General features: G+C 44.5%; 5 protein-coding genes. All 5 read left to right on the forward strand.

Going from position 1 to position 4,720, the window contains the following annotated elements; genetic code table 11:
- The first annotated feature begins 195 nt into the window (after positions 1–195).
- The 5 genes from G588_RS0118190 (at position 196) to G588_RS20980 (ending at position 4,515) form a co-directional block, all read left to right on the forward strand.
- The gene (locus tag G588_RS0118190; RefSeq protein ID WP_022780114.1) at positions 196–1,008 is read left to right on the forward strand and encodes a class I SAM-dependent methyltransferase; all 813 of its coding nucleotides are present in this window, start codon (positions 196–198) and stop codon (positions 1,006–1,008) included.
- Between the two features lie 491 nt (positions 1,009–1,499).
- On the forward strand, positions 1,500–2,336 hold the full coding sequence (locus G588_RS0118195) for a PfkB family carbohydrate kinase (protein ID WP_022780115.1): 837 nt from the start codon (positions 1,500–1,502) through the stop codon (positions 2,334–2,336).
- Complete coding sequence (locus tag G588_RS0118200; protein WP_022780116.1) at positions 2,311–2,859, forward strand: TIGR04002 family protein; 549 nt, start codon at positions 2,311–2,313, stop codon at positions 2,857–2,859. Before G588_RS0118195 ends, G588_RS0118200 begins: the two co-directional genes overlap by 26 nt.
- Positions 2,860–2,888: 29 nt before the next feature.
- Positions 2,889–3,485, forward strand: coding sequence for a TIGR04100 family radical SAM protein (locus tag G588_RS0118205; RefSeq protein ID WP_022780117.1), 597 nt, complete (start codon positions 2,889–2,891; stop codon positions 3,483–3,485).
- Between the two features lie 43 nt (positions 3,486–3,528).
- A complete protein-coding gene (locus tag G588_RS20980) occupies positions 3,529–4,515 on the forward strand; it encodes a glycoside hydrolase family 43 protein (RefSeq protein ID WP_022780118.1) in 987 nt (328 codons plus the stop codon).
- Positions 4,516–4,720: the final 205 nt, after the last annotated feature.

Here is a 4,720-nt window from a genome sequence, read left to right on the forward strand (position 1 = left end):
TGCAGGTTCATGCCGCGAAGCGGCGTAACAGAAACCCTTTCCGACGCAGAGTCGGTGAGGGTAGTTCATGATAAGATTCGCACTCATCAATTCAATCGCACCATCAGATTCCAATCCCGTGAATAATAATGATCAGGGGTCTGATTGTGTTATGTTTGATGAGGTTTTTTATATTAATTTCAGGAGGAGAAGATTATGGAACTAATTACCGAAGGAGCAACAAGAGAAAAAATCGTCAGCAGTTTCTATGGCCAGTATGAAGAGGACAGCCGCCTTGAGAGGTCGATTCATGGAAGGCTTGAATACGCTACCACTATGAATTACATCCATAGATATGCCGATAAGAACTCCAGAGTATTGGAGATAGGCGCGGGCACCGGAAGATACTCTATAGCCCTTGCCAAGGAGGGCATGGATGTAACGAGCGTTGAACTGGTTGAGAGTAACCTTGGCATTCTCAGGAAGAACAGCGAGGGTATGGCCAATATCCGTTCATTTCAGGGAGATGCTACAAGCCTTGAGATGCTGGAGGACAATTCCTTCGATGTTACGTTGGTTTTCGGCCCTCTCTATCACCTGTATGAAAAAGATGAGGTGAATAAGGCAATTGATGAAGCCATAAGAGTGACCAAGCCCGGCGGAATTCTGCTTTTTGCCTTCATTTCAATCTACGCCATAATGTATTCCAACTATTTTTGCGGCAACTGGGGGCTTGGACAGGAGGAGAATTTCACTGAAGATTATGGCATTAGGCACTTTAAGGAACAGCTTTTTACCGGATATGACATCGTCGAGTTTGAAGAATTATTCAAGGCAAAAGATGTATCATGGATCACCACCACAGGCGTTGACGGCTTGATCGAACCGCTTGAGCCCAGGGCTGATTTTGCAGTATCGGAGGAGGATTTCAAGAAGCTGTCCGACTGGTACCTTCATTTCTCTGAGAAAAGAGAACTTCTTGGAAACACCAACCATCTGCTGTATATCTGCCGTAAGAAGGATAATTAACAATAAAACATAATTCTTTTATCAAAAAGTTCTTGCAAATAGATAAACATGTGATACAAACATATTGCGCGCAATGTAACATAGTTTGTTAAAGAGGTATCACAATGAATAATTTATCTGCAAATCAAAAGAGAATCAGCTTAGTACTTAAGCTTGTTGTCATTGTATCTGCTGTAGTAGGCACGTTTCTTAGTGCCTGGGCAGGAAGAACGTAATCTATGTCATTATTTCTCCAATTGTCATCTTGCAGTTGCCGATCTGATCCGCAGGAAATCGGAAGCTTGCTGCCAGGGCTAAATAATAACGAGATAGGATTAAATGCCATGTATCGAGTTTGCATTATTCGGTACATGGCATTTTTATGTCAACGGATAGGCTTAGGAGATAATCTGGTATTATAAAAAATATCATTATTGGCTATTTCTATATTACCAACAACTGCTATATAATTGCACTTAATTTAAGTGATTAGTAAGGGAGATGCAGGAAAAATGAGAGTTGCTGCAATTAACGATCTGTCAGGATTCGGTAAATGCTCACTTATGGCAGATATATCAGTCATGACTTCCATGGGAATTGAGGTCTGTCCGGTTCCGACAGCTGTTCTGACCGCGCAGACAGGTTTTCCCTCCTACTATATGCACGACACCTCGGATATGGTGTCACATTGCAGGCAGGAGTGGAAAAATGCCGGAGAGAGCTTCGAGGGTATTTTGACCGGCTATATGCCCCAGTGCCGGGTTGCCGATGACGTTCAGGATTTTGCCAATGCTTTTAAAACAGACAATACAGTCCTTCTGGTGGATCCCGTTATGGGAGACGGCGGCAGGTGTTATTCCAATTATTCAGCCGAAATGCTGGAAAAGATTAAAAAACTGGTGTCCATGGCAGACATCATAACTCCCAACCTGACAGAGCTGTGCCTTCTTGCCGGTGAAGACCCGGAGAGGGTGTTGGAGGCCGCAGCCGGCAACGATGGCATCGAACGTATCATAGAGATCGCCAAAAGAGTCAGATCACATGATTTGCAGAGCATCGTGGTAACAGGAATTGCTGTGAACGAAGAGGAAATAGGTAATCTGGTAGTTCACCTAAACGGTGCAGATGTGATAACAAGTCCCCAGAACGGCCGAAGCTATTCGGGAACAGGAGACCTTTTTGCGGCAGCGCTTCTTAGTAACGTACTTATAGGAAAAGATATAGTGGAAGCAGTTAAGGCAACTGCAGATTTCATATACAGAGCTGTTATGGGAACGGATGCAAAGGACCGTAACTATGGCGTTGACTATGAAAAAGTATTGTATGAAGGGATTGGAGGACAAAGATAAGATGGCAAGAGAAAACGTAAGATCAAAAACCAGACTGATGGCACTTACAGGTGTTATGGCTGCATTAACCGTGATTTTTACTGCATACATTTTTCATATTCCTGTGGGAGTGAACGGTGGCTATGTTCACTTCGGAGATACAATAATCTACCTGGCAGCAGCTCTACTGCCGGCGCCCTATGCTATGCTGGTGGGAGCTCTTGGAGGCGGTATTGCAGACCTTCTTACTGCGCCAATGTGGGTAATACCAACTGTTATTATTAAATCGCTCATAGTACTTCCTTTTTCAAGCCGTGGCAACAGGCTTTTGTCAAAGCGAAACATGGCTGCTCCGGTCATAGCATTTTTAATCTCAGCTACAGGATATTATATTGCAGAGATGATTTTATTCGGTACGAAGGTTGCGATTTTTTCAGCTTTTACCGGTAGTTTTGTTCAGTCCGGAGGAAGTGCACTCTTTTTCTACATTCTGGCGGTAGCCCTTGACACTTCCGGTATCAAAAAGACGATTTTTCAGTTCTGATAATTACATAAGCTTGGGAGGATAATAAAATGGCGGATATTCTATACAAATACAAGACTTCAGTCTATGCGAATATTACTAATAAGTGTAATTGCAGGTGCACCTTCTGCATCAGATTCCTTAAGGACGGCGTGGGGGATGCCGATACTCTGTGGCATCAGGTGAACCCCACCAAGGAAGAAGTTATAGAGGCAATACGAGGCTATAATTTTGAAGGCTTTGACGAGCTGGTTTTCTGCGGATATGGTGAGCCTACCTGTGCCCTTGATATTTTGCTGGAAGCAGCGAGAGTTGCAAAGGAGGAGAAGGGGCTTAAGACCCGCCTTAATACCAACGGACTTGGAAACGAGGAAAACGGCAGGAATATTGTTCCTGAACTTGCCAATGTGATCGACAGCGTATCTATCAGTCTTAATGCGCCGGACAGCGCTAAATATGAGTCTGTTACCAGACCTCAGGTAGAGGGCGCCTTCGATAAAATGGTGGATTTTGCGGGGAAGTGCAAGGAAGAGATCGGGAACGTTAAGTGGTCCATAGTGGATGTTCTTCCCGAAGACCAGATAGAAGCGTGCAAACAGCTGTCCGAAAAGACCGGAATAGAACTGAGGATCAGACATTTCACCTGATATTGTAAATATTGTATATGTTCATACTATGGAGGATTCCGACATGACAGTATCTTACCCTTACAGCATCAGAGACGTACATATAAGCGATCCGTTTATTCTTGCGGATGCCGGATCAGGCTTTTACTACACCTATGTCCAATTTGTCGACACCGAGAGATTTCCTGAGGCAAAGTGTGATGAGGCATGCTTCTATGTGTTAAAATCGCCGGATCTTGTCAACTTTTCAGAGCCAAAGGTATGCTTTCGAAAAGGAGATTTCTGGGCGGATAAGGACTATTGGGCACCGGAATGTCACATCTGGAAGGGGAAATACTATATTATTTCTTCATTCAGAGCAGAGGGAAAATATCGCGGATGCCAGTGCCTGGTATCCGATTCTCCGGATGGCCCCTTTATGCCGGTAGGTGACGGCCCGGTTACGCCAAAAGGCTGGCACTGTCTTGATGGGACACTGTATGTGGACGAAGAAGGTGCACCCTGGATGATATTTTGCCATGAGTGGATGCAGGTCTATGATGGTCAGATCTGCGCAGTTAAACTAAATGATGATCTGTCAAAAGCAGTATCGGAGCCGGAGATTTTGTTCAGGGCATCGGATGCTCCCTGGCGCGGCAATTCTGCTGCTGACGGAGGGCTTGTAACCGATGGCCCTTTTTTGTACAGATTAGAGTCCGGGACCCTAATAATGCTCTGGTCCAGCTTCTCCGAAAGAGGCGGATATACAGTTGGATACGCCAGATCTGCCAGCGGTACAGTGCATGGCCCCTGGATTCAGGAAAAGATCCCTTTATATGCGCTTGATGGCGGACATGCAATGCTATTTAAGACCTTCGAAGGTAAGCTCATGATGTCACTTCATTGTCCCAATATTCATGAGAAGAAGAGAATTCTCTTATTCGAGATGGAAGAGCGCGGCGATAGCATTGCAATAATAAATGAGGTAACCGGAAATTGGTACAATGCTGCCGGCGGAAGTGCAGAGAGATGGCGTTATAATACGCCCTGCAGTGAGCCATTCTTTATGTGAAAATGCATGAACAATCCGGTTTGATATTTAGTCAGAAAAAAATCGTTAAATAAAGTGTTGACACTTATATTGCACAGTGATATATTTATCTACGTTGCCGCTGCGGACAGGACACATCGAAAAGCTCGCAAAGGCAGTAGTGGAGCGGATTCTAGGCTCCTGTACCTTGACAAATAAACAGTAATGCAACCCTGAAAATTTCCAT

Source organism: Butyrivibrio sp. AE3009 (assembly GCF_000420845.1).
In the GTDB taxonomy this organism is placed as follows: Bacteria; Bacillota; Clostridia; order Lachnospirales; family Lachnospiraceae; genus Butyrivibrio.

What these genes read in the sequence shown, in the direction of transcription:
- G588_RS0118190 (WP_022780114.1), top strand. Translation starts at nt 196, where the DNA reads ATGGAACTAATTACCGAAGGAGCAACAAGAGAAAAAATCGTCAGCAGT.
- G588_RS0118195 (WP_022780115.1), top strand. Translation starts at nt 1,500, where the DNA reads ATGAGAGTTGCTGCAATTAACGATCTGTCAGGATTCGGTAAATGCTCA.
- G588_RS0118200 (WP_022780116.1), top strand. Translation starts at nt 2,311, where the DNA reads ATGAAGGGATTGGAGGACAAAGATAAGATGGCAAGAGAAAACGTAAGA.
- G588_RS0118205 (WP_022780117.1), top strand. Translation starts at nt 2,889, where the DNA reads ATGGCGGATATTCTATACAAATACAAGACTTCAGTCTATGCGAATATT.
- G588_RS20980 (WP_022780118.1), top strand. Translation starts at nt 3,529, where the DNA reads ATGACAGTATCTTACCCTTACAGCATCAGAGACGTACATATAAGCGAT.